Origin of the sequence: Catellatospora sp. IY07-71, from assembly GCF_018326265.1 — a bacterium.
In the GTDB taxonomy this organism is placed as follows: domain Bacteria; phylum Actinomycetota; class Actinomycetes; order Mycobacteriales; family Micromonosporaceae; genus Catellatospora.
This window is the reverse complement of sequence record NZ_AP023360.1, coordinates 3087395-3111909: the sequence shown is the minus strand read 5'-3', so window position 1 is coordinate 3111909 and position 24515 is coordinate 3087395. Positions and strand designations below refer to the sequence as shown.

The following is a 24515-nucleotide window of genomic DNA, read 5'->3' as shown; positions in this document are numbered from 1 at the left end:
CCCGGCCTCATGCCCGGATCACCTCGCCCGCGGCGTACACCGTCAGTGGCCGCAGGCCGGACGGGCCCCACTCGGCGGCAAGCGTGATCGGCTCGCCACCCGCGACGGCGGCCAGGCGCCACGGCTCGCCGAACGACGGGTCCAGCGGCAGGGCGTCGCCGTCGGCGTCGACCAGGTGCCACGGCTGCCCGGGGGCGAACGCGCCGGTCAGCAGCAGCGGCCAGCTGAACAGCCACGGGTCGGCGGCCAGCGCGGTGCAGATCTCGTCGAGGGCCTGCGCGACGGTCTGTGCCGGGCCGGGGGCCGGGCAGGCGCTCGGTGCGCCGTGCCGCTCGGCGATCAGCGCGCGCAGCGGCGCGACCCCCGGATAGAAGGTCAGATCCGCGTCGAGTTCGGTGCCGAGGACCAGGTCCACCGGCAGCGCCTGGCCGGGCGCCGCGAACGACAGCACCAGCGCGGCCCGGCCGGTGTCGCGGCCGCGCAGCCACACCCGGCGGCTGTTGAGCTTGTCGTCCAGCTCGTCACGGGCGCCGGTGACCTGCCACCGGTCGCGCACCCGCGGCCCGGCCAGCACCTGGTCGGCGCTGACCTGCTGCCCGGCCCGGGAGCGCACGGTGACCGCGAGGTCCTCCGGCAGCGCGTCCGCGTCGGCGGCGGCCCCGGCCAGCAGGTGCAGCAGGCCCAGCTCGGCGAGCAGCCGCTGCTCCCAGCCAGACCCCGAGCTGGGCAGCGGCGCGAGCCGGCGCACCGCGGCGGCCAGGCCGGGCGCCTGCGCGTCGACCAGCCGCGCGGCGACCTGCTCGAACGGGCGGTAGCCGGCCTGGTCGAGCCCGGCGATGCCGTGCCGGACCTGGTCGGACAGCCATACCCGCAGCTCGGCGACGCCACCGGCGACCGACTCGGCGCGTTTGGCGGCCCGCTTCGCGGCGGCCTTCTCCTGGGCCTCGGTGCGCGGCGCGGTGGCGGCCTCGGCCTTCTTCTGCGCCCGCGCCCCGCGCGAGGTGGTCCACTCAGTCATCCACTGCGGCGGCGCGGCGGCGTCCACCTTCCCGGCCGACCAGCGCAGCAGCAGCGCCAGCGCGTGCTTGCACGGGAACTTGCGGCTCGGGCAGGAGCACTTGTAGGCGGGCTCGGTCAGGTCGACGCAGATCTGGTACGGCGTGCTGCCGCTGCCCTGGCACAGGCCCCACAGGCCGGCCGGGGTGCCGCCGGTGCCGGTGCTGCTCCAGCCGGACCCGCCGGCGAGCTTGGCGGCCGATTTCAGCGAGGACGCGTCAGGAGCCAGCGCCTGGATCTGCTCGGCGCTCCAGGGCGGCTCGATCGGTTCGGACATGCGCGCCAACTTAACGACCCCGTCCGACAACGACCATCGCGCCCGCCGGATGAATCACGCACCGGACCGCAACCATGCCACCGCGCCGTGCGTAACCGGATGACACAGCGGCGAACACGGGGGTCCCATGCGCATCTCGTTCCTGGTCCACAACGCCTACGCGGTCGGCGGCACGGCGCGTACCACCGCGAACCTGGCCAACGCGCTGGCCATGGCGGGGCACGAGGTCGAGGTCGTCTCGGTGTTCCGGCACCGCGACGAACCGCACTTCGGGCTCGCCGGGGCACGCCTGAGGCACCTGGTGGACCTGCGCCGCGACGGCCGCTACGAGGGCGACCATCCCGGGATGAGCCGCCGCTCGGCGGTCTTCCCGGTGGCCGAGCACCGGTACGAGCAGTACAGCGCGCTCACCGACGAGCGCATCGGCGGCTACCTGGCCGGGCTCGACGCCGACGTGGTGGTCGGGACCAGGGCGGGGCTCAACGTCCACATCGCCCGGCAGGCCCCGGCCCGGCTGGTACGCGTCGCGCAGGAGCACCTGACGCTGCAGTCCTACAGCAACCGGCTGCGGTTCACGCTGCGCCGCCACTTCACCCGGCTGGACGCGGTCACCACGACCACGCGTGCCGACGCGGCGGCGTACCGGCGGCTGATGCGCCTGCCTGGGGTGCACGTCAGCGCGATACCGAACTGCGTACCCGCCACGCCGGTGCCGCCGTCGCCGGTGACCGCGCCCGTGGTCGTGGCCGCGGGACGGCTGGCGGCGGTCAAGCGCTACGACGACCTGATCCGCGCGTTCGCTCTGGTCCGCGCGCGGCGTCCGGAGTGGACGCTGCGACTGTACGGCGGCGGCGAGCGCAAGGCCGCCCTCGACGACCTGATCGGCGAACTCGGCCTGCGCGAGCATGTACAGCTCATGGGGGTGACCACGCCGCTGGAGCCGCACCTGGCCGAGGGCTCGCTGCTGGTGGTGTCGTCGAGCATGGAGTCGTTCGGCATGACCATCGTCGAGGGCATGCGGGTCGGCCTGCCCGTGGTCGCCACCGACTGCCCGCACGGCCCCCGCGAGATCATCGACCACGGCGTGGACGGGCTGCTGGTCCCGCCGCGCGACCCGGCCGCGCTGGCCGCGGCGATGCTGGACCTGATCGGCGACGGGGACCGGCGGCAGGCGATGGGCCGGGCGGCGCTGGCCAAGGCGGCCCGGTTCGACCCGGCGGCGGTCGCCGACCGGCACGCGGCCCTGTTCCAGCGGCTGCTCGCGGCCCGGCACGGGCGCCGCCGACCGCGCAAGGCGGCGCTGCGGGCCGCCGGGCAGCTCGCCGGCGCGGCGCTGACCACCCTCGACCTGGCCAAGGCGGGTTGGCGCAGGCTGCGGTCCTGACTAATCTCTCCTGCCCGCCCGTGCAACCCGCGCGGCAGGAGTTCGCATGGACCAGTCATGAGCGAGACACCCGAGGACTTCCGCGAGTACGCCGCCGCCCGGCGCAGCGCGTTACGCCGCACGGCGTTCCTGCTGTGCGGGGACTGGCACCTCGCCGACGACCTGGTCCAGGACGCCCTGGCCGGGCTGTTCGTGCGCTGGCGGCGGGTGCGCGCGGGCGGCGACGTCGACCCGTACGTGCGCCGCATGCTGGTCAACGGGTATCTGGCCACTCACCGGCGCAAGTGGCGGCGCGAGGTCGCCACCGCCGAGCTGCCCGACGTCGCCGACGGCGCGGCCGAGCCCGACGGCACCCGCGAGGTGCTGCTGCGGGCGCTGGCCGGGCTGCAGCCGTCCCAGCGGGCCGTGGTGGTCCTGCGCTACTGGGAGGACCTGTCGGTCGAGCAGACCGCCGCCGCGCTGGGCTGCAGCACGGGCAACGTCAAGAGCCAGGCCTCCCGCGGCCTGGCACACCTGCGTACGGCGCTGGCCACGTCCGGCGCCCTGGAGGGAGAACCCGTATGAAAGAGGACGAGGACGTGCGCGCCGCGCTGGCCGCGCTCGTCGCCGAGGAGCCCGACCTGCCATCGGGCGCCGACGACATCGAGCGGCGCGGGGTGCGCCGCCGCAACCGCCGCTACGCCCGGCTCGGCGCGCTGGCGCTGACGCCGGTGCTGGCCGGGGCCGTCGCGGTCGCGGTCTGGCCGGGCGCGGCCCCGACGCAGCAGATCGCCCAGCCCTCGGCCTCCCCCGCGGAGGCCGTCGTGGACCCGAACGCCGGGTCCCAGCTGGCCACCGGGTTCCCGCTGGGCAGCGCCGTGGACGCGGTCGCCGTCGCACTGCCGTCCGGAGTGACCCTGGCCGAGCTGCCGATGGACCTGTCCTGGCAGGCCGACGGCTCGCTCGGGCTGCCGCTGGCCGGCGGCGGCACGCTCACCGTCAAGGTGGCCGACGGCTCCTGCACCGCGAGCACGACCGCGCTGAGCGGCGCGCAGGCCACGGCCGTCGCCGACGCGCTGTGCACGGCGTGGCGGGCGGCCGGGTCGCCGCCGATCATGCCGGCCGAGCCGAGCACGGGCGAGCAGCCCGACCTCGCCGCGCAGTGACGCGGTGCCGCGCCGCGCGGTGACGCGGCCCGGGTACGTCCGTCCGGCGCCGGACGGGCGTCTCGGGCTTGGCCGAGTCTGCAGTTTCGGGGAAACTGCACGAATCCGCGCCGCCGGTCGTGCAGTTTCCCCGAAACTGCGGCCGCGGCCGGGCGGCTCAGATCGCCGCGGGCTCCGGCGAGGCCGGCGGCCAGGCGGGCAGATCGTCCAGCTTGGCCCGGTGCTCGGGGATGCGGGTGCGGGCAGGGTCCAGGAAGTCGATGAGGTCGATCAGCGCGTGCTGCGCCCGCAGCAGGCGCTCGTTGCCCACCGGGTCGCTGTCCACGATCACGTCGACGTCGGCGCGCAGCCGGGTGAACCAGCGCGCGAACTCGGGGTCGTTGTCCAGCCGTGAGCAGAACGCCGGATAGGTCATGCTGTCGGTGCGGCCGTTGACGCCGGTCACCATCAGCAGCTCGCCGACGGCCCGCTGCTGGCCCTTGAACAGCCGGAACTGCTGCGGGAACTGCTGCGTGGAGAACTTCTGCCCGACCGCGACCAGGTGCCGGTTGAACGTGCGGTTGCTCTCCTCGTCGCCCAGATCCAGGAAGCGCAGCTCGCGGCGGATGATCTCGACCCAGCACAGGTATTCGGCCAGCACGTAGACGGTGTAGTCGCGGGCGTAGCGGCTCTCGTCAGGGTCCTCGTGGCGCAGGAAGTTGGTCAGGTAGTCACCGCTGACCGCGTTGTGCAGCCGGGTCTGCAGGTTGAACGCGGCCAGCAGCAGCGGCTCCCGGTAGCGGCTGAGCACCTCGGCGGCCTGCTCGGCCTTGCTCTCCCGGTGCCGCTGCTCGGCCAGCGCGTGCTCCAGCATGCTGGACTTGCGCGCCGACCAGGTCGTCATCACGCCGGCGACGATCGCGCCGAGCACGGACAGGGCCGCTGACACGATGCTGACGAGATCCATCGACGAACTCCCGAGGGCTGAGGGGTGGCCGTGCGACAGTGTGCCGGGCCTGGTCCGTCATGCCAAGCCGGGCACCCAAAGCGACAACATCATCGCTCAAGGTGACCTCGTCCACAATGGACATCCACCGCAGTGGACAGGAACGGGCGAGCCGACTAGGTTCATCGCCCGGAGGCATTGTCAAACAGCGACCTGTGGCGTGTCATGGTTCCGCGCCGAGCCCCGGCTGGCCCCCGGGACCCGGATGTCGACGTCACGGTGCACCGTGTTTTGGACGTGGTCAGTGTGAGAAACCGTGGCTGGAGCATTCGCGCCAAGATCATGACATTGGCTGTGGTGCCCTTGGTGGCCATCACCGGCCTGTCCATATTCAGTGTCGCGGTGAGCGCCAAGGGCGCGCTCAACCTCCTCGACGCCCGCAAGTACGAGCAGGTCTTCGGCGCGTACGGCGAGCGCATGATGGTGCAGCTGCAGAGGGAGCGGCGCGTCTCCGTCGCCGAGAAGCCCGGCGCCGAGGCCCTGGTCAAGCAGCGCCAGGCCACCGACGAGCGCGAGCAGCAGTTCCACACCAGCCTGTCGGACAGCAAGCTGCGCGACGAGCTGCCCGCGGCGCAGCGCGCCCTGGTCGACGCGTTCCTCACCAAGCTCGCCGGGCTGCCGCAGATCCGCGCCGAGGTTGACGGCGGCAAGGCCGTCCCGGCCGAGGTCATCCGCAGCTACTCCGAGATCATCGACACGCTCTACGTGGCGTTCTCGCCGCTGACGCAGCTGTCCGATCCCGAGCTGGCCGCCTCCGCGCACGGCATCTTCGCCGTCAGCCGGGCCCGTGAGCTGCTCGCCCGCGAGGACGCGGTGATCACCGCCGCCGTCCTCGACGGCCGCCTCACCGCCGCCGAGCAGGGCCAGATCCTGCGCGCCGTCGGCGCCCGCCGCCAGATCCAGGACGAGGCCGTCGGCCGGCTGCAGTCGCCGCACCGCGAGCGCTTCGAGCAGATCTTCACCAGCGACACCTACATCAGCCTCCACGCCATGGAGGAGTCGCTGAGCAGCACCAAGGCCGGCGGCAGAGTCCCGATCGACGCCGCCGTCTGGCGCAGCGCCAACGACGCCATCTACGAGCAGCTCGACGCCACCGAGGGCGCGGCCGCCGGCGGCACCTCCGACCTGGCCAACGAGGTCGGCATCGCGGCCTTCGTGCAGACCATCGGCGCGGCCCTGCTCGGCCTGCTCTGCGCCGGCATCTCCCTGGTCCTGTCGCTGCGCACCGGCCGGTCCGTGGTCCGCCGCCTGGAGCGGCTGCGCGTATCCGCCCTCGAGGTCGCCCACGAGCGGCTGCCCCGCGCCATCGCCGCGCTGCGCCAGCCCGGCGCCATCGTCAACGACCCGTCGCTGACCGAGGTGCCGCTGGTCGCCGTCGGCACCGACGAGGTCGGCCAGGTCGGCCACGCCTTCGGCGCCGTGCAGCGCACCGCCGTGCGCGCCGCCGTCGACGAGGCCGTGCTGCGCCGCGGCATCAGCGAGGTCTTCCTCAACATCGCCCGCCGCTCGCAGGCGCTGCTGCACCGCCAGCTCACCCTGCTGGACCGGATGGAGCGCCGCACCACCGAGCCGCAGGAGCTGGAGGACCTGTTCCGCCTCGACCACATGGCCACCCGCATGCGCCGCCACGCGGAGGCGCTGGTCATCCTCGCCGGCGCCGCCCCCGGCCGGGGCTGGCGCCACCCGGTGCCCGTCATCGACGTGGTGCGCGGCGCGACCTCCGAGATCGAGGACTACCAGCGGGTCACCATCGACCGCCTGCCGGAGATGAAGATCCTCGGCCGCGCCGTCGGCGACCTGATCCACCTGATGGCCGAGCTGCTGGAGAACGCCACCTCGTTCGCCCCGCCGCACACCCGGGTCCGGGTCTTCGCCGAGGCCGTCGGGCAGGGCCTGGCCCTGCACATCGAGGACCGCGGCCTGGGCATGAGCGACACCGAGCTGGCCGAGGCCAACACCCGGCTCGCCGAGCCGCCCGCCTTCGACCCCGCGCAGAGCTCCCGGCTGGGCCTGCTCGTGGTGGCCCGGCTCGCCGTCCGCCAGGGCATCACCGTCCGGCTGCGCGCCTCGTCGTACGGCGGCATCACCGCGGTCGTGCTGATCCCCGCCGAGCTGGTGCTGGCCGACGCGGCCGACAAGGGCGAGCCGCTGGGCATCTTCGCCCCCCGCGCCGCCCGCGCCATCGAGGCCCCGGCCGCCGCGCCGGTGGTCGAGGAGAAGACCGTCGACCTGGCCGAGCGCAGCCCGGACGAGACCACGGCGCTGCTGCCCAAGCGGGTGCGCCGCGCCGAGACCGCGCCGGCCGAGCCCGAGGAGACCACTGTCTCGCTCGCCGCGGCCGAGCCTGCCGCGGTGCCGCGGCCGCGCAGCGCCGACCAGGTCCGGACGATGATGTCCGCGTTCCAGTCGGGTACCGTGCGCGGGCGTGCCAAGGCCAGCACCGAGATGACCGCGAACGGGGAAGACACAACGACCGTCCCCTTGCAGACCCCGCAAGACAGCGCCGGTATGGAAGACAGCTCCACCCTGGAAGGACGTGCCTGACGTGGTACCGACGACGACCCGACCCGCGACCGACTGGCTGCTCGACGACCTGCTCGCGCGAGTGCCACAGGCTCGCTGCGCCGTCGTGCTCTCCGTCGACGGTCTGCTCACCGGAGCGTCCAGCGGTCTCTCGCGCGACGACGCCGAGCACCTGTCCGCTGTGGCGTCGGGGTTCTCCAGCCTCGCCGGAGCGACCGGGCAGCGCTTCAACGGCGGCCCGGTGCGGCAGACCATCGTCGAGATGGAGGACGCGTTCCTGCTGGTGAGCGCGGCTGGCCAGGGGTCCTGCCTGGCGGTGCTGGCCGAGCCGGACATCGACCTCGGCATCCTCGCCTACGAGATGGCGATGCTGGCCACGCGGGTGGGCACGCACCTGGCCACACCGTCCCGGCCGGGCAGCGATGGCTGACCAGATCGACCCTGTCGAGGAAGGCCCGGCCTGGTGGGACCACGAGGCCGGGCCTGTCGTGCGCCCGTACATGGTCACCGGCGGCCGGGTGCGCCCCGTCACCGTCGACTTCGACCTGATCACCTACCTGGTGGCCACGGCGAACCTGGCCGTGGACACCGCCAGCCCGGAGCACCAGGCCATCCTGGCGCTCACCCAGGAGCCCCGCGCGGTGGCCGAAGTCGCCTCCCGCGTCGACCTGCCCCTGGGTGTGGTCCGGGTGCTGCTGTGTGATCTGCTTTCCGAGGGGCTGATCGCCCGGTACGATCCCCCTCCCACAGACCATCTCCCCAACGTCGAGACCCTGCAGGCGGTGATCCATGGACTCCGTGCGCTCTGACAACGCACCGGTCCCCCAGGCGCTCAAGATCCTGGTCGCCGGCGGCTTCGGCGCCGGCAAGACGACGCTCGTGGGCGCGGTGAGCGAGATCGCTCCACTGCGGACCGAAGAGGTCCTCACCACCGCGGGCGTCGGCACCGACGACACCACCGGGGTCGCCACCAAGACCACCACCACGGTCGCGATGGACTTCGGCCGCATCACCATCAACCCGAGCCTGGTGCTGTACCTGTTCGGCACCCCCGGGCAGAACAGGTTCTGGTTCCTGTGGGACGAGCTGGCCACCGGCGCGCTGGGCGCGGTGGTGCTGGCCGACACCCGCCGGCTGGCCGACTCGTTCGCCGCGATCGACTACTTCGAGCAGCGCAAGACGCCGTTCGTCATCGCGGTGAACTGCTTCGACAACGAGCAGCGCTACACCGTCGAGCAGGTGCGCGAGGCCCTGGACGTGGACGCCCACGTGCCGGTGCTGCTCACCGACGCCCGCGACCGCATCTCGGTGAAGACCGTGCTCATCACCCTGGTGGAGCACGTGCTCACCATGGTCCGCACGACCGTCCCGGCCTGACCACACGCCAAGACGCCGGTGGGTGTGCCCCGCGCACACCCACCGGCGTTTTCGTCTACTTCTTGCGGCTCTTCATCACGAACAGCGCGACCACCACGATGATCACGATGACGGCGATGCAGCACAGCGCCCCGAACAGGCCGCCGATGCCGCCGATGCCCTTCTTCTTGCGGACGAGGTCGGCGACGCCGGTCTCCTCCGCCCACGCGGTGGCGGGGACGAGCACGGTGGCGAGGAATCCGGTGACGACAGCGGCCCACAGACGAGAGATACGGTCCATGCGCGTCAGCGTAGAGGGCGCGTGCCAGCTCGCGGCCGATCGAGGCTGATACCGTCGCAGCCGTGAGCGATCTTGATATTCGGCGCGCCGTCGCCGCCGACGTGCCCGTGATCGTGGCGATGCTCGCCGACGACCCGCTCGGCGCCACCCGCGAGGGCGACCCGGACGACCCCGCGTACGCCCGCGCCTTCGCCGAGATCGACGCCGACCCGCACCAGCTGCTCGCGGTGGCCGTACGCGGCGGCGAGGTCGTCGGGACGCTCCAGCTCACGGTCATCCCCGGGCTCAGCCGCCGCGGCACCCGCCGCGCCCTCATCGAGGCCGTCCGCGTCCGCGCCGACCAGCGCGGCCAGGGCACCGGCCGGCAGCTCGTCGAGTGGGCGATCGACACCGCCCGCGCGCGCGGCTGCGGCATGGTCCAGCTCACCACCGACCGCTCCCGCACCGACGCGCACCGCTTCTACGAGAGCCTCGGCTTCACCGGCAGCCATCTGGGTATGAAACTGGCACTGTGACCCTGCCGCTGCTCATCGTCGATGCCGCCAACGTCGTCGGCTCCGTGCCCGACGGCTGGTGGCGCGACCGCGCCGGGGCCGCCGCCCGGCTACGCGACGCCGTCGCCCCGCTCGCCGCGCGCGGCCTGCCGGACCTGCCCGGTCCCGTCGAGGTCGTCCTGGTCGTCGAGGGTGCGGCCCGCGGCATCGACGAGGCGCCGGGGGTACGTGTGCACGCCGCGCCCCGCAGCGGCGACGACGCGATCGTCGACCTGGTCCGCGAGCACGCGGTCGAGCGGCCGGTCGTGGTGGTCGCCACCGCCGACCGCGCGTTGCAGGACCGTGTGGGCGCGCTGGGCGCCCGCATCATCGGACCCCGCCGCCTCCCCTACCCCTGACCCCGCCGAACCCTCCTGCGCCGCCACAGCCCGCGCCGCCACAGGACCCAGGCCGCCCACAGCAGCCCGCCGAGGACGAGCAGCGGCAGCGCGTACACCCACCACGGCGCCTGCCACGGATCGGCCGCGTACACCCCGAACGTGCCCGCCTCGGCCAGCTGCCGGGGCACGCTGAGGTGGTCGGCGCCGGCGGGCCCGGTCAGCAGCACCCGTGCCGAGCCGTCCGGCTCGGCCACGAACAGTGCCGGACGGCCGTCCTCGACCAGCACCGGCAGTCCGTCCCGCCAGCCCGTCAGGTCTCCCGGCAGGCCGATCCGCCGCGCCGGCTCGTCGGTGACCCGAACCGGATCGTGAGCGGGCAGCGGCCAGGTCGTGTCGACGTACTGCAGGTGCCAGCTCTTCAGGTCCGCGGGCCGCTCCCGGCAGTCCGGCCAGCCGCACCCCGCCGCCGTGACCAGCACCACCGAGCGGCCGTCCGGGGTCCACGCCGCCGTCCCCGCCAGCCGCTGGCCGCTCTCCAGCGGCAGGATCAGCGGATGCCTGCCGTCGGGCAGGTCCAGGATCTGCAGGGTCTGCCGGTCGCCGGGCGGCCCGCCGGAGACCACTGCCACCCTCGTGCCGTCCGGCGAGAACGCCCCCGCCGGGGAGCCGATGTCGGCGCTCATCACGGACGTCAGGGTGTCGGCGTCCACGTCGTACACCATGTAGCGCCGCCCGGCGTGTTCCTCGCCGGCCGGCGGGCCCAGCGTGGTCTGCGTCACGACCGTCAGCAGCCGCCGCCCGTCCGGTGACCACGCCACCGGCGCACCCGTCCAGGCCGTCCCGATGGGTGTGCCGGTGCCGAGGTCGACGACCTCGCCCGGCCGGGCCAGCAGGCTCCCGTCCGGGGACAGCAGACCCGGGCCGCCCGCCCCCTCCACCGGCAGCAGCCGGTACGAGCCGTCCGCGCCCACCAGCACCCCCGCCGGCCCGAACAGACCCGCGCCGCCGCCGGTGAACATCGCGACCGCCGGCCCGTTCGGGTCCTCCGCGTGCGCCGGCAGCCACGGGTAGGCCCGGCCCAGCGCACCCTGCTCCGGGCCGCCGACCGCCGGCTGCGGCTCGGTGCCGCCCACGGGCAGCAGCCGCGGCATGCCGGCCAGAACCACCACGGCCAGGACCCCGGCCACGGCCGTGCCTGCCCGCCGCCACCGCCGCCTGCGGCGCCCGCGCCGCCACAGGCCGTCCGTGACCACCGGCGGCGGAGCGTGCTCGGCGGCCGTCCGCAGCACCTCCCGCAACGTCGCCGTCATCGGCCCACCCCCACCAGTCCGCGCCCGGCCAGTTCCGGCGCTATCACCCGCAGCCGCGCCAGGGCGTCCCTGGCCTGGCTCTTCACCGTGCCGACAGAGACGCCCAGCGCCGCCGCCGTCTCCACCTCGGTCAGGTCCTCGAAATAGCGCAGCACCAGCACGGCCCGCTGCCGCGGCGCCAACTTCGCCAGGGCCGCCCGCACCGCCAGCGCCGTCGCCGCCTCACCGGCGAAGTCCGGCACCGCCCGCTCCGGCAGCACCGCCGCCGGCACCGCCTCCCGCCGCACCCGCCGCCACCAGGACACATGCTGCGTGTAGAGCACGCGGCGCACGTACGCGTCCGGGTTCGGCCCGTCGGCCAGCCGCTCCCAGCGCGACGCGACCCGCACCAGCGTCAGCTGCACCAGATCGTCGGCCAGGTGCGCGTCCCCGGTCAGCAGGAACGCCACCCGGCTCAGCATCGGCAGCCGCGAGCGCGCGTACTCGTGGAACGACTCGGCGTCGGACATCACCACCTCCGCCACCTACACGCTCGGCAGCGCTCCCGCGGAGGGGTCCGGGTTTTCCGATCGACGCACCGGCCGCGCGCCGCTAGCGTGAGCCACGTTATGGAACTCAAGAAGATGAGCAAACAGCTCGCGTACGTGCTGCGCCACCGCCCCGACAGCATCGGCGTCACGCTCAGCCCCGACGGCTGGGTGCCGATCGACACCCTGCTGGCCGCGCTGCGCGCCCACGGCAAGGGCATGACCCGCGAGCAGCTCGACGCCGTCGTCGCGGACAACGACAAGCAGCGGTTCGCGATCGACGGCGACCGCATCCGCGCCAGCCAGGGCCACTCCGTGCCCGTCGAGCTGGGCCTCGACCCGGTCACCCCGCCCACGCTGCTCTACCACGGCACCGCCCGCCGCAACCTCGACTCGATCATGGCGAAGGGTGTGCACAAGGGCAGCCGCCACCACGTGCACCTGTCCGGCGACACCACCACCGCCCGCGCCGTCGGCAGCCGTCACGGCTCCCCGGTGATCCTGGTCGTCGACGCCGCCGCCATGGCCGCGGCCGGCCACACCTTCTACCGCTCCGCCAACGGCGTCTGGCTCACCGATGACATCCCCGCCGCCTACCTCCGCGGCGAAGCGCCCCTCCCCTGACCCACGCTCGGGGCCGGAAAGGCGAATCGCCGGTGACCCGTGGGTCCCGGCGATTTCGGTAAGAGAGCGGATGACGAGACTCGAACTCGCGACCCTCACCTTGGCAAGGTGATGCGCTACCAACTGCGCTACATCCGCACGTCCCTCAGCTCGCCTTTCGGCTCGCTGCCTGACAGGAGAGAACTCTAGCGGGTGCCCCCGGACCACCGCCACTCGGTATCCCCCGCGCGTCGCGCCCCCCGGTGCACTCGGTGATGCGAATCGCCTTCACCTGCCCGTACGCTCGTCCGGTGACCCACCCCCGCGTCGCGCGACTCGCCACGGCCCTCACCCTCGCCACCGCCGTCACGGCCCTGGCCGCGTGCTCCGGCGAAGAGCCGGCGGTATGGCAGCAGCCGCCCGCCCCGGTCAGCGAGCAAACGCCTGAGCCCAGCCCGCCCGCCGCCGAGATCACGCTCGCCTTCGCCGGCGACGTGCACTTCACCGGCCGCACCCTGGCCCTGCTCAAGAACCCCGACAAGGCGTTCGGCCCGTACGCCACGCAGCTGCGGGCCGCCGACTTCGCCATGGTCAACCTGGAGACGCCGGTCACCGACCGGGGCAGCGAGCAGCCCAAGCAGTTCCACTTCCGGGCGCCCACCACGTCGTACGCCGCCATCCAGGCCGCCGGGATCGATCTCGTCTCGATCGCCAACAACCACACGCTCGACTACGGCCAGATCGGCCTGCTCGACACCCTCGACTCGGCGCGGGCCGCCGGCATGCCCGTCGTCGGCGCGGGGCTCAACACCACCGAGGCGTACGCCCCCTACCTGGTCACCGTGAAAGGCGTCCGCCTCGCCGTGCTCGGCATGTCGCAGGTGCACGACCTGAAGGAGCAGTGGAAGCCCACCGCCACCCGGCCCGGCGTCGCCATGGCGTTCGACCGCAAGCTGGCCACCGCCGCCGTGAAGCAGGCCCGCGCGCAGGCCGACGTGGTGATCGTCTTCATGCACTGGGGCACCGAGGGTCAGGCCTGCCCCAACGGCGAGCAGAAGAGCTTCGCCAGGCTCATGGCCGACAACGGCGCCGACCTCGTGCTCGGCACCCACGCCCACGTGCTGCTCGCCGACGGCTTCCTGGGCGACACGTACGTGCACTACGGCCTGGGCAACTTCCTCTGGTATTCCGAGTCCAAGAGCACCGACACCGGGCTGCTGACCGTGACGATCCGGGACGGGAAGGTGAAAACCCGGAGGTTCGTCCCGGGTGTCGTCTCGAACAACGGACAGCCCAAGCCGGTGACCGGGGACGCGCTGCGGGCCGTACAGAACCGTCTTGACCAGGCCGCACGGTGCACGGGGCTGGCCGCCCAACCCGCCGCGTGACGCGCCGGGGGCACCCCGGTTTGTCAAGACCTCCGGGGACCGGCTAAAGTTCTCATCCGTTGGGCAGCACGCCGGAAGGCGGGCGAACTGACAAGCGGATGTAGCGCAGTTGGTAGCGCATCACCTTGCCAAGGTGAGGGTCGCGAGTTCGAGTCTCGTCATCCGCTCGGAGAACCGCCGCAAGGCGTCACCACGGTGGAGTGGCCGAGAGGCGAGGCAACGGCCTGCAAAGCCGTGTACACGGGTTCAAATCCCGTCTCCACCTCGCAGTACAGCACGGGCGATTGGCGCAGTGGGAGCGCGCTTCCTTGACACGGAAGAGGTCACTGGTTCAAACCCAGTATCGCCCACCAGCAAGAAAACAGGAAAAGCCCCTCTTCGGAGGGGCTTTCGCCGTTTGCGCGCCAGCCCCGGGCCACTACCATGCGCCGGTGACCACCAGAGCCCCCATGCCACCGCACCACCGCCACCCCGCGACCCGCCCAGGACTGCTCGTTCTGGCGCTGGCCCTGTTCGCCGGCGGGCTGATCCTGATCTACAACGCGACCACCCACCCCTGGCGCTACGACAGCCCGGAGCTGATGCTGGCCGGTGCGTACTCCGGGCTCGCGCTGGCCGTGCTGTTCGTCGCCCTGCACGCGCTCGCCTGGGTTCTGCGAGAGCATCACCGCTGGACCCGGAAGCCCGACTGACCCCGAGCCGCCATCGGTTCGTCACTCGTCCTCATCCACCACGTTGCCGTCGCGGTCATACACCAGCGCCGCCGCTTCAAGGGCGTCCCGCCAGGCCCGCTCGTCGTGGCTGCTCGCACTCCAGTCGTCGCCACGCACCTCCCACATCGCGACGAGCCCGAGCAATTCCTCCGCCGTATCGGCGCTGAACAGGAGCCCGTCCTTCGCCGCCGCGTACTCGGGCGCGTACTCACCGGGCTCGGCACGGACGTAGCTGAGCTCGACCGTGTAACCCTTCGCCCTCAGCGCGAACAGCGCCGGACCGGCGGTGTTACCCGCGACCCGGATCCGGGCCCGGCGCTCGTGCACCCTGTCCCCCTCCATCCGCCAGGCCCTTCTCGCTCCATCGTGTCGGCGACATGGCGTGACGTCCGTGCCGCTGCCGGACGGGCTTCGGATGAGCCTGCGACAGGCCCTCCGACCATGAGTGCCTGTCCCGTCCGGTGGTGCCGCCTCCCCCGGTCAGCGGACGGTGATCATTTCAAAACCGGCTGTACTGTGCGCGGATGATCGACCCCTACGTGCACGTCGACACCCCTCCGGCGCGCCGCACGAGGCGGCGCACCCGGCGTAACACGCTCATCCTGATCTCCGTGGCCGCGCTCGCCGCCGCCGGTGTGGTCTTCGCGCTGGCACAGAGCGGGAAGATCGGCAATCCGTTCTCCGATGCCCACACTGTCACGGGCACCGTCATCCTCTCCAACGGGGAGTTCATCGACACCGGTGGCGCCTGCTACGGCATGGGCGGCTTCCAGGACATCCGCCCCGGCGCGAAGGTGGTCGTCACCGACGCGGCACAGCGGACGGTCGCGACCGGGGAGATCGAGACCGCCAAGGAGACGGTCACCGAGTGCCACCTCACCTTCCGCGTCGAAGACGTGCCGCGCGGCGAGACCTCCTACGGCATCGAGGTCACTCACCGCGGCCGCCTGCAGTACACCGCCGCGGACCTGGAGCAGCACCTGATGCTCAGCCTGGGCTGAGCGGGCCGCCGCGAGCACGCGTAGGCGGCTGAGACGGCTACACACCACCGCCGGGTCCGCCGGCTCGTCCACGCCGACCTCTTTCAGGATGGGCTTGAGCTCTCGGCGAACCGCCGGCAGGCGTCCTCGGACTCCCACAACGTCGACCACCCGGACCCGCGCTCGCCCTCACTCGCGATGCGCTCCCCGCACGCCGCCGGAGCAGCGTGCGGGGAGCGCCGATCACGAATGTGGGGCGGTCAGGAGACCACCCAGTTCTGGTTGGACTGGACGGGGTTGCCGCAGGTCCAGATGATCATCTGGGTGCCGTTGGCGGTGCCCCAGCCGTCGGCGTCCAGGCACTTGCCCGACTGCGGGTTGACCAGCGAGCCGTTGGCCTCGACCCGCCACTTCTGGGCGGCGTTGTTCAGGCAGTCCCACAGCTGGATCTTCGTGCCGTCGGCGGTGCGGCCGCCGGACACGTCCAGGCAGCGGTTGGAGCCGACGCCGCGGATGGTGCGCTCGGGGCTGGTGCCGCCGCCGGACCCGTTCACCCAGCGGGCGTTGCGCAGCTCGTTCAGGAACCGGCTCTTGACGGTCGCGTCGGCCTGCACCCGCGAGTCGCCCCAGTAGCCGTTGGCGCAGCCGGGCTGCCCGGCCGGGGCGCCGTTGCACTGCCAGTCGGGCTGGGCGTCCCAGTTGGTGTTGATGTACGCCACCGCGCGGATCACGTCGGTGTTCGCCGCGATGTAGCCGAAGAAGTCGGCGTACCAGGTGTTCCAGATGGCGTCGCCGGTGGTGGCCTGCGGGCTCTTGTTGAAGATGCAGCTGCGGGTCTTGCTGCCGTTGGTGAAGCCCTGCGGGGCCGCCTCAGCGATCATGACGGGCTTGTTGTGGGCGCGGGCGAAGTTCAGCACCCGGTCCTGCAATGCGCGCGGCGAGGTCGACGGGGCCTTACAGGCCCACTGCACCTGGTTGTACGTCGCACCGTAGAACGCGGACAGGGACACCCAGTCGACGTACGCGTCTCCCGGTACCACACGTCGAAATGGTTGGCCGCGGTGACGATGTAGTTCCACTCGGGGTTGCCGGTGTGCTCGTCGAGCGGCCACGCGGCCGACTGCCACACGGTGGCCACCCTCGTCGCGCCGAGCGCGTCGATGCGGCCCTTGATGTACTGGAACGCGGCCCGGTAGAACTCGGCGTTGTAGCAGTTCCAGGGGCCGTCGTACTCGTACCCGATGCGCAGGAAGACCTCGCGCCCGGTGTTCTTGAGCCAGTTGACCATCTCGTCGACCTTGGCTCGGTACTGCGTGATCAGGTTGGGGCTGCCCGCCGTCACGTCGGCGTCGTTGCGGCCCATGATCGCGCGCAGCGGCTGGTTGCCGCACCCGGCGCTGGCGTCGGACAGGTAGAGGCCCACGGCGAGCGGCGCACCCGGGTACTGGCTCATCGTGGCGGGGAAGTCGACCACGCCGGAGCCGTAGTCGACGGGGCCGTAGAAGCCGCCCAGCGGGCCGGGCGTGCCGCCGAGCACGAGGTTGGTGTACAGGGTGACGCCGCCGGGGCGGGGCGCGGAGGCGTCGAGGTCGAGCACGTCGCGCTTGTAGTCGGCCAGGGTGCTGGAGTCCTGGCCCATGAACAGGCGCACCTTACCGTCGGCGGGCAGGTTGCGGCCGCTGACCGCGGCGTGCGCAGGCGGGCCGATCAGCAGCGTGAGGGCGGTGGTGGTGACGGCGAGGGCAGCCGCCAGGCGCCCACGCCCGCGCAGGGAACGGGTCATCACGTCTCCGATGGGGATCGATGTGGAGCGGTGCGGGGAGGCTATGCCCGCGCCCATCGGGCAGTCCCGAGTTTTCGTAAAAGTTTCGTTGCCTGCGGGTTGATCGCGAGTTCGTGTCCAAACCCGAGGTCTGGCGCAAGGTTTCGACACCAAGTGCCGATCATCAGGGCGCGCAACGGCAGGCGAGGTTAGGAAGGGCACCTTCTACGACGGAAAACGATAAGAAGGTGCCCTTCCTTTCGAAGCAACGGTTTTCGAAAACAATTGATGATTGTCGAAGCGTTACTACGCTCGGGTGTTGACGTGGGAGGGCTCCCACGGCATCTGTCCCGATCCTCCTTCGCTCCAAGGAGTACGCGTATGAAGTGGCGACTACGCCCGCTCGCCGTCGCGGCGGCGCTGGGCACCGCGGCGGCCGCCGGGCTGCTGGCGGTGTCGGCGTCCCCGGCCGCCGCCGCGCCGGTGATCTGCGAGCAGTACGGCACCGCCCCCGTCCAGGGCGGCAAGTACATCGTGCAGAACAACCGGTGGGGTGCGAGCACCGCCCAGTGCATCGACGTGTCCAACTCCGGGTTCACCGTGACCCGGGCCGACCACGACAACGCCACCAACGGGCCGCCCGCGTCGTACCCGTCCGTCTACGCCGGCTGCCACTACGGCGCCTGCACCGCGAACAGCGGACTGCCCGCCCGGGTCAGCGCGCTGAACAATCCGCGGGCCACGTTCAACATCAGCACGCCGGACTCCGGCGAGTGGGACGCGGCGTTCGACCTGTGGTTCGACGCCAGCCCCAACCCGCCGGGGCAGAACTACGGCGCCGAGGTCATGATCTGGACCAACCACCGGGGCCGCCCGCAGCCGATCGGCGGGCGCATCGCCACCGTCAACCTGGAGGGCGGCACCTGGGACGTCTGGTTCGGCAACATCGGCTGGAACGTCATCTCGTACGTGCGCACGGTGCCGAACAACACCTTCGCCAACTTCAGCCTCAAGGCGTTCATCAACGACTCGGTGAGCCGCGGCAAGATCGACCCCAACTGGTACATGACCAGTGTGCAGGCTGGCTTCGAGCCCTGGGTGGGCGGCGCCGGGCTGGCTGTGAACCTGTTCGACGTCAACGTCGACGGCAACGCCGCCGGGGGCGGCGGCGGTGACGTCTCGGTCATCCGCGGCGTGGCCTCCAACCGCTGCGTCGACGTGGCCGGCTGGGGCAAGACCGACGGCACCGTCGTGCACCTGTGGGACTGCTTCCCGAACAACAACAACCAGCGCTGGCGCCGCGTCGGCAACACCTTCGTCAGCCTCGACTCGGGCAAGTGCCTCGACGTCTCCGGCGGCCGCACCACCAACGGCGCCGTCGTCCAGCTGTGGACCTGCCTCAACAACGGCGCCCAGCAGTGGAACGTCAACAGCGACGGCTCGATCGTCAACCCCAGCTCCGGCAAGTGCCTGGACGCGGTCGAGTTCGGCACCGCCAACTACACCCGCCTCCAGATCTGGGACTGCGGCCGCCCGCTCGGCGGCAACCAGCAGTGGCGCCTGAGCTGACCCGCAGATGCGCCGATCCTGCGCGGGCGTACGCCCCGACACGCCCTGTCGGGCGGGGATGGGGCCGCCCGCGCAGGATCGGCGCCGGGGATGTGCGTGATCCGGGCGTGCGGCGGCGTTGGCGGGCCTAGGCTTTGCAGCATTGGGAAGACGTCGATCGAGGTCGGGGGGACCGATGGACGCGCTGATCAACTCGCTGACCGAGAGCGAGCTGGAGCTGGTACGCAGCACCGAGCGCGACGCGCTGGCCGCGCTCGACGAGGACGGCCTGCTGGAGCTGCACGACCGGGTGCGCCGCGCCCGCAACAAGTACGTCAAGCTCTACCGCCGCCAGGCCGGTGCCCAGGTCGCCGAGTCGGGCGGCCGGGGCAAGGCCAACCCGGTCAACCAGCGCAACCGCGACAAGGCCGAGGTCATCGAGGACGCGCTCGCCCGGGTCAGCCGCCAGCTCGCGGTCATGGCCAAGGCCAGCGCGGCGGCCCTGAAGCAGGAGCGGCTCGCCTCGGCCCGCCGTGAGCGCAACACCGCTCCCCCGCGCCCGGCGACGGCCCGCCGCAAGGCCACCCCCGGCGACCAGCGTCCCCGCCAGGCCCCGGACAGCCCCGGCATGCGCAAGCGCCAGGCTTCCAGCCGTGGCGCGGGCGCCCGCCGCCAGGCCGTCCGCGACGCCCGCTGACCGGCAGCCTGCGGATCGGCTGACCCGCTGCCGTGCGGGTCCGTTGACCCTGCTCTGCGGATCCGCTGCCCGGCAGCTGTGCGGTTACGTGCGAGCGGCCCGCCGCACACATCGTCATGAGGTTCCCGTCCTGCTGTCAGCACTGCAGGACGGGAACCTCATCACGGGCGGGACAGGCGGCCCTTTCCGACTCGCCCGGACTCGAGCGGTCAGACGGCGGGGGCCTCGGGGGCGAACCCCGTCTCGGTGACCACGACGTAGTAGCGCAGCGCGGTGGTGCCCGCCTCGCGGTGCTCCTCGGCCAGCATGGCGCCGGTGGTGAGGTCGACGATCAGTCGCGTCGTCTGGTCGGAGCCGTCGGCGTTGCGGAACGTGTACTCCACCCCGGCTCCGGGCCGACCGAGCTGGTCCGTGGCCTGCGCGGACATGGTGACGCCCGGCAGGTCGGCGAGCATCGTGTAGGCCGCGCTGCGGACCTGGGCGCTGACCGGCAGCCGCAGCAGCAGCTCGACCGCGGCGGAGAACAGCACCTCGCTCTGGTAACGGCCGAGGTCCTGCGGCTGGTAACCCCCGCCGGCGCGCTGGGCCGCGTCGCTGCTCAGGATCATCTCCTTCAGCGCCGCCGGGTCGGCGGGCAGCTCCAGCACCTGCGCGGGCGCGAGGTCGGCGCCGCCGAGCTGGTACGTCTTCTCCGGGCCGGCGCCGCACTTGCGCTGACCGGGCGCGGCCGCGAGTTCCCGGCCGGGGCCGGTCGCGCCGCCGGGCGGGCGGCTGGTCCAGGTCGACGGCGAGCCGGCGGCCTTCCAGGCGGCCACGTCGGCGTCGGAGGCGGGCTCGGCGCCGAGCGAGGTGCCGCACTTGACCACCTGCCCACCGGCGAAGGTGGGCAGCCACTCCTCGATCTCAGTGCGGCCGAGCACGAAGTACCCGCCGACGTCGTAGCGGTTGCCAAGCTGCGAGGTCACGTGCCAGTAGCGGTCGGTGCCGTCGCCCTGCAGCGCGGCACGCTCGGCCGCCACCAGCAGCACCTGCCGCGCGTCGGCCGGGCCGGTGGCGCCGGGCACCTGGCCCGGGCCCGGGGCGGGGTTGCCCGCGGGGTGGGTGAGCTGGTTGAGCCCGGCGATCGCCACGGCGGCGGCGAACGCGGTCGCGGCGAGCACGAGGCTGCGCCGGGGTGCGCTGCGGCGCGGGCCGGGCTGCGGGTGGGCGGTGATGGCGGCGAGGTCGACGGCGGCCGGATCGCCGTCGAGCGCGGCGGGGCGCACCTCAGCCAGCCGCTGCGACACGTTGTCCATCGGTGACTCTCCTGGTGGTGGAAGGGCTGGGGGCGACGGCGGACTGGACGGAGGTTACCTGCGTGAACCTCTTGCGGGCACGGTGCAGGCGGACCAGGAAGGTGGCGCGGGAGCAGCCGAGGACCTGCGCGGCCTGCCCCGTGGACAGGCCGTGCCAGGCGGTGAGCGTCAGGATCTCCCGGTCGCGATCGGGCAGCCAGGCCAGCGCGGCCAGGGTCGCCGCGCGCTCGGTGACTCCGTCGGCGACGTCGTCGGCCTCGCGGATCCAGCGGGCCATCTCCTCGGCCAGCCCGGCCTGCCGCGCCTGGTCGCGGTGGCGCTCGAGCATGACGTTGCGGGCCACGCCGAGCAGCCAGGGCAGCGCCTGCGCGGGCACGTCGGCCAGCCGCCGCCAGGCGACCAGGAACGTCTCGCTGACCACGTCGTCGGCCAGCGGGCGGCCGGCGCGGCTGACCGCGTAGGCGTACACCTGCCGGTGATGTCGTTCGTACAGCGCGGTGAGCCGCGCGGCTGGGTCTGGTGTCACTGGTGCTCCCTCGGACGTAGCTCATGCCGTCACCGGGTAGTGCGCACCGGCCCCTGTTTCTTACACCGGATCTTCGGCTTTGTTCCGGGCCAGGTAGACCACGTCCGGTTCACCCCGCGCCACCTCGACCGCCAGCATCCGCACGGGGCCTACGGCCTCGGCCAGGCGCGCGGCGTACGCCGGGGACGCCGACGCGCTCCAGACCGCGAGCACCCCGCCGGGCGCCAGCCGGGCGCGCAGCAGCGCCAGCCCGTCCCCGCCGTAGAGCCGCGCGTTGGTGTCGAACACGGTCCAGTCCGGGCCGTTGTCGACGTCCAGGCAGATCGCGTCGAACCGCTCGGCGGTGCCGGCCAGCCAGGTCACGATGTCCGCGGTGACCACCCGCACCCGTGGGTCGTCCAGCGCACCGGCGCTGAACCGGCCCAGCGGCCCGCGGTGCCAGCCGACCAGCGCGGGCTCGATCTCGACGACGACGATCTCGGCGGGGCGCGGCGACGCGGCGGCCTCGGCGAGCGAGAAGCCCACGCCCAGCCCGCCGATCAGCAGCCGGGAGCCGGGCGGCACCGCGTCCAGCGCGGCGCGCACCAGCAGCCGCTCCGACTCCCCCGCGCGGGTGTCCATCAGGAACACCCCGTTGCTGATCACCTCGTAGTGCCCGCCGCTCTCCCGCAGCACCAGCTCACCGCGTACGGTGCCGGTGCGCGCGACGGTGACCGCGCCGGAATCCATCCCGGCAGGCTACCTCGCCGCGCCGGGCTTGACCGCCGTGAGCGCGCCGCAGGTGATGACCCCCGTGGTGAATCCCTTGTGCATCAGCGGCACGGCGGCGAAGAAGCGCAGCACCTCCGCGCCGCGCTGCCGGGCCAGCCGCATCATGTGCGCGCGGCCGCCCGCGGGCTGCTCCAGCTGCGCGAACTCGAGATCCCAGGAGCCGGCGGTCTGCGTGGTCCAGTCGGCGGTGCGCACCTGCGCGAACCCGGCGGCCTCGGCCATGCGCCGGTGCGCCTCGATCGAATCGAGGCTGGGCAGCACCTGGTTGTGCAGGATGCGGCGCACCAGGTCGGACTCGGCCGCGTCCAGCGCGCCCTCGCGTACCGCCCAGGTGTTGAGGGCCAGCACCCCACCCGGCCGCAGCGCCCGCAGCGCCACCTCGAAGAACGCGGGCCGGTCGGGGATGTGCATGAGGCTCTCCATCGCCCACACCACGTCGTACGCCCCCTCGGCGATGCCGCCGCCGAGCACGTCGGCCACCCGGAACCCGGTCCGCCCGGACAGGCCCTCCTCGGCCGCCCGCGCCGTGGCCCGGCCGACCTGTTCGCCGCTGAGCGTGATCCCGTCGATCTCGCAGCCCAGCCGCCCGGCCAGGTACAGCGCCGGGCCGCCGTGGCCGCAGCCGACGTCGAGCACCCGCGACCCGGGCGTGATCCCGGCGAACGCGACCAGCTCCCGGATCAGCCGCTCGGTGGCGGCGGCCCGGTCGGCGGCGGTGGCGGGGCGCTCGCCCGCGTCCCAGTAGCCGAGGTGGATGTCGTCGCCCCACAGCTGCGCGTAGAGGTCGGCGGTCCGGTCGTAGTAGGCGCCCACGGCCTGGCCGAGGTCTGCCGTGACGAAACCGGGCAGGGTCTGGGTGTTCATGGCGCATCCTCCCGTGATGTGGCCGAGCTGTCGTCCAGAGACGAAGGTCAATCATATCAACGGTTGATGACTTCATGGGGGCGTACGGACCGGGCTCCGCCCACGCGAAGGGAGAGGACGCGTGGGCGGAGCCCGGCTCGCTCAGCCGGCGACCATGGCGAGCAGCTGCTTGATCTGCTCGGTTCGGGACCGGTCGATCCGGTTGGCGAGGTCCTTGGCCTGCGGGTTGACACCGCCGCCGGCCTCCGTGCGGGCCATCTCGATCGCGTTGTGCTGATGGCCGATCAGGACGTTCAGGAACGTGATCTGGAACTGCGCCTTGCTCGCCTTGCGCAGCGACGCCATCTCGTCGGCGGCGGTGATCGGCAGCGCCCCGTCGGCGGCGGGCGAGGCGTGCGCCGCGTGCGACGCCGAGCCGGTCAGCGGCTCGCCCCAGCCGGCCAGCCAGCCCTTCATGACCTCCAGCTCGGTCTGCTGGGTGGCCTCGATCGCCGCGGCCAGCAGCGCCACCCGCTCGTCGGTGCCCCGGGTGCGGGCCAGCTTGAGGATCTCCAGCGTCTGGCCGTGGTGGGCGACCATCATCTGCAGGAACGCCACGTCGACGTCGTTGTACCGGGCCTCGGCGGTGGGCGGCGCCGTCTGCGCCACCGCCGCGGGGACCACGGGCTCGGGCGCGGCCGAGCCGCAGCCGGCCAGCAGCGCGGCGGCCAGCGCGACCGCGGCGTAACGGAGCTTTCTCATGGGCACTGTCCTGTCCGGGACGGGGATGAACCGGCGGGCCGCCTGGTGGTACGGCCCGCCGGGGCCTGACATCAGATCGGCAGCCAGAGCGCGAGCGTGTAGTACGACGGCTCCCAGGTGACGATCGAGGTGTGCGCCTGCCGGCAGCGGTAGCGCACGCCCTGGTAGGTCACCTCGTCGCCGGTCCGGTACGTGGTGCCCGGCGCCCACTCCCCCGCCGGGGCGGACGGCGGGGTGGGCCGGGGCGGCACCGCGGTCGGCGACGCCGAGGGCCGGGCGCTGGGCCGCACGCTCGGCGACGCCGAGGGACGCGGGGTGGGCCGGGCGCTGGGCGAGGGCGACGGCGCCGGGTTGCCGCCACCGCCGCCGATCTGCAGGTCGACGCAGTTGTAGAAGGCCATCGGGGTGTCGCCGATGTTCCAGATCGCGAGCAGCTTCTGCCGCCCGCTGAACCCGGCCAGGCTCACCTGGTGCGACACGGTCGCGTTCGGCTGCCTGCCGCCGTCCTCGAAGAAGGCGACGCGGCGGTCGCCGATCCAGTACTCCCAGCTGCTGGTGGAGTGCCGGGCGGTGAGCACCCAGTTGAACGTCACCGACGTGCCGACCGAGGTCGCCGGCCAGTTGCGGCCGTCGTCGTTCAGCACGGCGAACTGGCTCAGGCCACCGTGGCAGTTGCGCTGGCCCTTGGGGCCCTCGACGCTCTGCGGCTCGTACTGGATCGGCCCGCAGTCGCTCACCCTGCCCGACGCGCACAGCGCCTGGCGGCTCGGCGGGGAGGACACGTAACCGTGCGCGGCGGCCGGCGACGCGAAGGTCAGGGACGCGGCCACGAAACCCAGCGCCGCGAGCGGATAGGCGACGAGTCTTCGCATGGATGGGCACTCCGTTC

At 72.8% G+C, this 24515-nt stretch carries 29 protein-coding genes and 4 tRNA genes; 18 read left to right on the top strand and 15 right to left on the bottom strand.

What is annotated here, in order from left to right; translation table 11 throughout:
* Positions 1-7 precede the first annotated feature (7 nt).
* Positions 8-1333 carry an SWIM zinc finger family protein gene (locus CS0771_RS14215; protein WP_212841401.1) on the bottom strand — a complete coding sequence of 442 codons (1326 nt, stop codon included), beginning with the start codon at positions 1331-1333 and terminating at the stop codon, positions 8-10.
* A 127-nt stretch (positions 1334-1460) separates the two neighbouring features.
* On the opposite strand from CS0771_RS14215, the gene CS0771_RS14210 reads away from it, so the two are divergent.
* Genes CS0771_RS14210 through CS0771_RS14200 form a run of 3 tightly spaced genes read left to right on the top strand, consistent with a single transcriptional unit; the run spans position 1461 to position 3862 of the window.
* Complete coding sequence (locus CS0771_RS14210; RefSeq protein WP_212841400.1) at positions 1461-2717, top strand: glycosyltransferase; 1257 nt, start codon at positions 1461-1463, stop codon at positions 2715-2717.
* Between the two features lie 57 nt (positions 2718-2774).
* Positions 2775-3281 (top strand): SigE family RNA polymerase sigma factor, encoded by a 507-nt coding sequence (locus CS0771_RS14205; RefSeq protein WP_203750003.1) that lies wholly within the window; start codon positions 2775-2777, stop codon positions 3279-3281.
* Positions 3278-3862, top strand: coding sequence for a hypothetical protein (locus CS0771_RS14200; protein ID WP_212841399.1), 585 nt, complete (start codon positions 3278-3280; stop codon positions 3860-3862). Before CS0771_RS14205 ends, CS0771_RS14200 begins: the two co-directional genes overlap by 4 nt.
* A 157-nt stretch (positions 3863-4019) precedes the next feature.
* On the opposite strand, the gene CS0771_RS14195 is transcribed toward CS0771_RS14200, so the two are convergent.
* Positions 4020-4808: a hypothetical protein gene (locus CS0771_RS14195; protein WP_212841398.1), complete on the bottom strand. Its 789-nt coding sequence runs from the start codon at positions 4806-4808 to the stop codon at positions 4020-4022.
* Positions 4809-5129: 321 nt separating this feature from the next.
* Here CS0771_RS14195 and CS0771_RS14190 point away from each other — a divergent pair, with 321 nt between their 5' ends.
* The 4 genes from CS0771_RS14190 to CS0771_RS14175 are packed head-to-tail and all read left to right on the top strand — an operon-like array spanning position 5130 to position 8747.
* Entirely contained in the window at positions 5130-7391 is a 2262-nt protein-coding gene (locus CS0771_RS14190) for a nitrate- and nitrite sensing domain-containing protein (protein WP_212841397.1), read from the top strand.
* 1 nt (position 7392) lies between these two features.
* Positions 7393-7800 carry a roadblock/LC7 domain-containing protein gene (locus tag CS0771_RS14185; protein WP_203750189.1) on the top strand — a complete coding sequence of 136 codons (408 nt, stop codon included), beginning with the start codon at positions 7393-7395 and terminating at the stop codon, positions 7798-7800.
* Positions 7793-8179, top strand: a complete 387-nt coding sequence (locus tag CS0771_RS14180; RefSeq protein WP_212841396.1) for a DUF742 domain-containing protein — start codon at positions 7793-7795, stop codon at positions 8177-8179. The genes CS0771_RS14185 and CS0771_RS14180 overlap by 8 nt, the downstream gene beginning before the upstream one ends.
* Positions 8160-8747 carry an ATP/GTP-binding protein gene (locus CS0771_RS14175; protein WP_203749989.1) on the top strand — a complete coding sequence of 196 codons (588 nt, stop codon included), beginning with the start codon at positions 8160-8162 and terminating at the stop codon, positions 8745-8747. The genes CS0771_RS14180 and CS0771_RS14175 overlap by 20 nt, the downstream gene beginning before the upstream one ends.
* A 55-nt stretch (positions 8748-8802) precedes the next feature.
* On the opposite strand, the gene CS0771_RS14170 is transcribed toward CS0771_RS14175, so the two are convergent.
* Complete coding sequence (locus tag CS0771_RS14170; RefSeq protein WP_203749987.1) at positions 8803-9027, bottom strand: hypothetical protein; 225 nt, start codon at positions 9025-9027, stop codon at positions 8803-8805.
* Positions 9028-9089: 62 nt separating this feature from the next.
* On the opposite strand from CS0771_RS14170, the gene CS0771_RS14165 reads away from it, so the two are divergent.
* Both CS0771_RS14165 and CS0771_RS14160 read left to right on the top strand, forming a co-directional pair.
* Positions 9090-9542, top strand: a complete 453-nt coding sequence (locus tag CS0771_RS14165; RefSeq protein WP_212841395.1) for a GNAT family N-acetyltransferase — start codon at positions 9090-9092, stop codon at positions 9540-9542.
* Positions 9539-9919 carry a hypothetical protein gene (locus CS0771_RS14160; protein WP_212841394.1) on the top strand — a complete coding sequence of 127 codons (381 nt, stop codon included), beginning with the start codon at positions 9539-9541 and terminating at the stop codon, positions 9917-9919. Before CS0771_RS14165 ends, CS0771_RS14160 begins: the two co-directional genes overlap by 4 nt.
* Here CS0771_RS14160 and CS0771_RS14155 read toward each other — a convergent pair.
* Together CS0771_RS14155 and CS0771_RS14150 are read right to left on the bottom strand one after the other, a co-directional pair.
* Complete coding sequence (locus CS0771_RS14155; protein ID WP_212841393.1) at positions 9910-11211, bottom strand: WD40 repeat domain-containing protein; 1302 nt, start codon at positions 11209-11211, stop codon at positions 9910-9912. The two genes, CS0771_RS14160 and CS0771_RS14155, sit on opposite strands and share 10 nt — an antisense overlap.
* A complete protein-coding gene (locus CS0771_RS14150) occupies positions 11208-11720 on the bottom strand; it encodes a SigE family RNA polymerase sigma factor (protein WP_212841392.1) in 513 nt (170 codons plus the stop codon). The genes CS0771_RS14155 and CS0771_RS14150 overlap by 4 nt, the downstream gene beginning before the upstream one ends.
* A 114-nt stretch (positions 11721-11834) precedes the next feature.
* Here CS0771_RS14150 and CS0771_RS14145 point away from each other — a divergent pair, with 114 nt between their 5' ends.
* Positions 11835-12362: an RNA 2'-phosphotransferase gene (locus CS0771_RS14145; RefSeq protein WP_244870783.1), complete on the top strand. Its 528-nt coding sequence runs from the start codon at positions 11835-11837 to the stop codon at positions 12360-12362.
* 65 nt (positions 12363-12427) lie between these two features.
* Here CS0771_RS14145 and CS0771_RS14140 read toward each other — a convergent pair.
* A tRNA-Gly gene (locus CS0771_RS14140) sits at positions 12428-12500 on the bottom strand.
* Between the two features lie 152 nt (positions 12501-12652).
* Here CS0771_RS14140 and CS0771_RS14135 point away from each other — a divergent pair.
* The 5 genes from CS0771_RS14135 (at position 12653) to CS0771_RS14115 (ending at position 14421) form a co-directional block, all read left to right on the top strand.
* A complete protein-coding gene (locus CS0771_RS14135; protein WP_244870782.1) occupies positions 12653-13729 on the top strand; it encodes a CapA family protein in 1077 nt (358 codons plus the stop codon).
* A gap of 94 nt (positions 13730-13823) precedes the next feature.
* Positions 13824-13896: transfer RNA gene (locus CS0771_RS14130), tRNA-Gly, on the top strand.
* Between the two features lie 27 nt (positions 13897-13923).
* A tRNA-Cys gene (locus tag CS0771_RS14125) sits at positions 13924-13994 on the top strand.
* A 13-nt stretch (positions 13995-14007) separates the two neighbouring features.
* Positions 14008-14082, top strand: a tRNA-Val gene (locus CS0771_RS14120).
* 78 nt (positions 14083-14160) lie between these two features.
* On the top strand, positions 14161-14421 hold the full coding sequence (locus CS0771_RS14115) for a hypothetical protein (RefSeq protein WP_212841390.1): 261 nt from the start codon (positions 14161-14163) through the stop codon (positions 14419-14421).
* A 21-nt stretch (positions 14422-14442) separates the two neighbouring features.
* Here the strand turns inward: CS0771_RS14115 and CS0771_RS14110 are convergent, their stop codons facing one another.
* On the bottom strand, positions 14443-14784 hold the full coding sequence (locus tag CS0771_RS14110) for a hypothetical protein (protein WP_212841389.1): 342 nt from the start codon (positions 14782-14784) through the stop codon (positions 14443-14445).
* A gap of 182 nt (positions 14785-14966) precedes the next feature.
* Here CS0771_RS14110 and CS0771_RS14105 point away from each other — a divergent pair, with 182 nt between their 5' ends.
* A complete protein-coding gene (locus tag CS0771_RS14105) occupies positions 14967-15443 on the top strand; it encodes a hypothetical protein (RefSeq protein ID WP_212841388.1) in 477 nt (158 codons plus the stop codon).
* Positions 15444-15682: 239 nt separating this feature from the next.
* Here the strand turns inward: CS0771_RS14105 and CS0771_RS14100 are convergent, their stop codons facing one another.
* Together CS0771_RS14100 and CS0771_RS14095 are read right to left on the bottom strand one after the other, a co-directional pair.
* Complete coding sequence (locus CS0771_RS14100; protein ID WP_212841387.1) at positions 15683-16303, bottom strand: RICIN domain-containing protein; 621 nt, start codon at positions 16301-16303, stop codon at positions 15683-15685.
* Positions 16304-16332: 29 nt separating this feature from the next.
* Complete coding sequence (locus CS0771_RS14095) at positions 16333-17205, bottom strand: hypothetical protein (RefSeq protein ID WP_212841386.1); 873 nt, start codon at positions 17203-17205, stop codon at positions 16333-16335.
* A gap of 360 nt (positions 17206-17565) precedes the next feature.
* On the opposite strand from CS0771_RS14095, the gene CS0771_RS14090 reads away from it, so the two are divergent.
* Both CS0771_RS14090 and CS0771_RS14085 read left to right on the top strand, forming a co-directional pair.
* Positions 17566-18753 (top strand): RICIN domain-containing protein, encoded by a 1188-nt coding sequence (locus tag CS0771_RS14090; protein WP_212841385.1) that lies wholly within the window; start codon positions 17566-17568, stop codon positions 18751-18753.
* A 175-nt stretch (positions 18754-18928) separates the two neighbouring features.
* Positions 18929-19429 carry a hypothetical protein gene (locus CS0771_RS14085; RefSeq protein ID WP_203749968.1) on the top strand — a complete coding sequence of 167 codons (501 nt, stop codon included), beginning with the start codon at positions 18929-18931 and terminating at the stop codon, positions 19427-19429.
* A gap of 209 nt (positions 19430-19638) precedes the next feature.
* Here CS0771_RS14085 and CS0771_RS14080 read toward each other — a convergent pair whose 3' ends face one another.
* The 6 genes from CS0771_RS14080 to CS0771_RS14055 form a co-directional block, all read right to left on the bottom strand.
* The gene (locus tag CS0771_RS14080) at positions 19639-20724 is read right to left on the bottom strand and encodes a CU044_5270 family protein (RefSeq protein ID WP_212841384.1); all 1086 of its coding nucleotides are present in this window, start codon (positions 20722-20724) and stop codon (positions 19639-19641) included.
* The gene (locus CS0771_RS14075) at positions 20696-21250 is read right to left on the bottom strand and encodes an RNA polymerase sigma factor (protein WP_212841383.1); all 555 of its coding nucleotides are present in this window, start codon (positions 21248-21250) and stop codon (positions 20696-20698) included. Before CS0771_RS14075 ends, CS0771_RS14080 begins: the two co-directional genes overlap by 29 nt.
* Before the next feature lie 60 nt (positions 21251-21310).
* Positions 21311-21979, bottom strand: a complete 669-nt coding sequence (locus CS0771_RS14070; protein WP_212841382.1) for a spermidine synthase — start codon at positions 21977-21979, stop codon at positions 21311-21313.
* Positions 21980-21988: 9 nt separating this feature from the next.
* The gene (locus CS0771_RS14065) at positions 21989-22885 is read right to left on the bottom strand and encodes a methyltransferase domain-containing protein (protein WP_212841381.1); all 897 of its coding nucleotides are present in this window, start codon (positions 22883-22885) and stop codon (positions 21989-21991) included.
* A gap of 141 nt (positions 22886-23026) precedes the next feature.
* The gene (locus tag CS0771_RS14060; protein ID WP_212841380.1) at positions 23027-23626 is read right to left on the bottom strand and encodes a DUF305 domain-containing protein; all 600 of its coding nucleotides are present in this window, start codon (positions 23624-23626) and stop codon (positions 23027-23029) included.
* 71 nt (positions 23627-23697) lie between these two features.
* The gene (locus tag CS0771_RS14055; protein WP_212841379.1) at positions 23698-24498 is read right to left on the bottom strand and encodes a lytic polysaccharide monooxygenase; all 801 of its coding nucleotides are present in this window, start codon (positions 24496-24498) and stop codon (positions 23698-23700) included.
* Positions 24499-24515: the final 17 nt, after the last annotated feature.

Coding starts and splice junctions, on each gene's coding strand:
- CS0771_RS14170 (WP_203749987.1), bottom strand. CDS start 9,027: ATGGACCGTATCTCTCGTCTGTGGGCCGCTGTCGTCACCGGATTCCTC.
- CS0771_RS14055 (WP_212841379.1), bottom strand. CDS start 24,498: ATGCGAAGACTCGTCGCCTATCCGCTCGCGGCGCTGGGTTTCGTGGCC.
- CS0771_RS14090 (WP_212841385.1), top strand. CDS start 17,566: ATGAAGTGGCGACTACGCCCGCTCGCCGTCGCGGCGGCGCTGGGCACC.
- CS0771_RS14105 (WP_212841388.1), top strand. CDS start 14,967: ATGATCGACCCCTACGTGCACGTCGACACCCCTCCGGCGCGCCGCACG.
- CS0771_RS14155 (WP_212841393.1), bottom strand. CDS start 11,211: ATGACGGCGACGTTGCGGGAGGTGCTGCGGACGGCCGCCGAGCACGCT.
- CS0771_RS14100 (WP_212841387.1), bottom strand. CDS start 16,303: ATGATCGCTGAGGCGGCCCCGCAGGGCTTCACCAACGGCAGCAAGACC.
- CS0771_RS14200 (WP_212841399.1), top strand. CDS start 3,278: ATGAAAGAGGACGAGGACGTGCGCGCCGCGCTGGCCGCGCTCGTCGCC.
- CS0771_RS14175 (WP_203749989.1), top strand. CDS start 8,160: ATGGACTCCGTGCGCTCTGACAACGCACCGGTCCCCCAGGCGCTCAAG.
- CS0771_RS14085 (WP_203749968.1), top strand. CDS start 18,929: ATGGACGCGCTGATCAACTCGCTGACCGAGAGCGAGCTGGAGCTGGTA.
- CS0771_RS14180 (WP_212841396.1), top strand. CDS start 7,793: ATGGCTGACCAGATCGACCCTGTCGAGGAAGGCCCGGCCTGGTGGGAC.
- CS0771_RS14205 (WP_203750003.1), top strand. CDS start 2,775: ATGAGCGAGACACCCGAGGACTTCCGCGAGTACGCCGCCGCCCGGCGC.
- CS0771_RS14150 (WP_212841392.1), bottom strand. CDS start 11,720: ATGTCCGACGCCGAGTCGTTCCACGAGTACGCGCGCTCGCGGCTGCCG.
- CS0771_RS14080 (WP_212841384.1), bottom strand. CDS start 20,724: ATGGACAACGTGTCGCAGCGGCTGGCTGAGGTGCGCCCCGCCGCGCTC.
- CS0771_RS14070 (WP_212841382.1), bottom strand. CDS start 21,979: ATGGATTCCGGCGCGGTCACCGTCGCGCGCACCGGCACCGTACGCGGT.
- CS0771_RS14195 (WP_212841398.1), bottom strand. CDS start 4,808: ATGGATCTCGTCAGCATCGTGTCAGCGGCCCTGTCCGTGCTCGGCGCG.
- CS0771_RS14145 (WP_244870783.1), top strand. CDS start 11,835: ATGAGCAAACAGCTCGCGTACGTGCTGCGCCACCGCCCCGACAGCATC.
- CS0771_RS14065 (WP_212841381.1), bottom strand. CDS start 22,885: ATGAACACCCAGACCCTGCCCGGTTTCGTCACGGCAGACCTCGGCCAG.
- CS0771_RS14110 (WP_212841389.1), bottom strand. CDS start 14,784: ATGGAGGGGGACAGGGTGCACGAGCGCCGGGCCCGGATCCGGGTCGCG.
- CS0771_RS14215 (WP_212841401.1), bottom strand. CDS start 1,333: ATGTCCGAACCGATCGAGCCGCCCTGGAGCGCCGAGCAGATCCAGGCG.
- CS0771_RS14190 (WP_212841397.1), top strand. CDS start 5,130: ATGACATTGGCTGTGGTGCCCTTGGTGGCCATCACCGGCCTGTCCATA.
- CS0771_RS14095 (WP_212841386.1), bottom strand. CDS start 17,205: ATGACCCGTTCCCTGCGCGGGCGTGGGCGCCTGGCGGCTGCCCTCGCC.
- CS0771_RS14060 (WP_212841380.1), bottom strand. CDS start 23,626: ATGAGAAAGCTCCGTTACGCCGCGGTCGCGCTGGCCGCCGCGCTGCTG.
- CS0771_RS14210 (WP_212841400.1), top strand. CDS start 1,461: ATGCGCATCTCGTTCCTGGTCCACAACGCCTACGCGGTCGGCGGCACG.